The organism is Vibrio sp. CCUG 15886 (assembly GCF_028570825.1).
GTDB classification, from domain to species: Bacteria; Pseudomonadota; Gammaproteobacteria; order Enterobacterales; family Vibrionaceae; genus Vibrio; species Vibrio vulnificus_B.
Window position 1 is genome coordinate 1 of the sequence record NZ_JAQQBT010000061.1, and the last position, 546, is coordinate 546.

At 43.4% G+C, this 546-nt stretch carries 2 protein-coding genes; one reads left to right on the forward strand and one right to left on the reverse strand.

Annotated elements, in window-relative coordinates; genetic code table 11:
* A partial coding sequence (locus PQQ36_RS22570; protein WP_273662766.1) for a DUF1287 domain-containing protein occupies positions 1 to 185 on the reverse strand: 185 nt, incomplete at its 3' end.
* A gap of 236 nt (positions 186 to 421) precedes the next feature.
* Here PQQ36_RS22570 and PQQ36_RS22580 point away from each other — a divergent pair.
* Positions 422 to 546: helix-turn-helix domain-containing protein (locus PQQ36_RS22580; RefSeq protein WP_273662769.1), on the forward strand; the 125-nt coding region annotated here is incomplete at its 3' end.

Consider the following 546-nt stretch of genomic DNA (forward strand, 5'->3'; position numbering starts at 1 on the left):
TCGGTACAAACCCCGAGACTAGGCGGCACATCTCCATTGGGATAGGCAATTTTTATATAGCTTCCATCATAAATTACCGTATTCGTTGTTCTTTCTTTTGCAGCTTCAACCAAATCTGACAATGAGTTGCCTGCGCTTACACTCGCACTCCACAACACGAGTAGGAGAAAAAGTAGTCGTTCCATGACAGTTACCTAAAAAATATAACGCCGCGTTAAGGGGTGAGTGCCGCCTAAACCAGCTTTCCGCAGACCAATTTCACCACAGAAATCACTGCATACCAAAAATGCCACGCGGCACGAATCCCTCTTTAACGCTTTGTTATGTTTCTTGGATTCAAGTACGAAGTGCGACACCTCTGAACATAAAAACAGTGAGATGCGATAATCATGAAGTTTGCTCCCGCCAAGAAGTAAAAAACATGAAATACACACACCTCACTGAGGACGAAAGGTATATGATTTCTGCCCTCAGAAAGCAAGGAATTAGTACCGCTAAAATAGCTAAACAACTGGGGCGTCACAAAGCCACTATCTATCGAGAAAT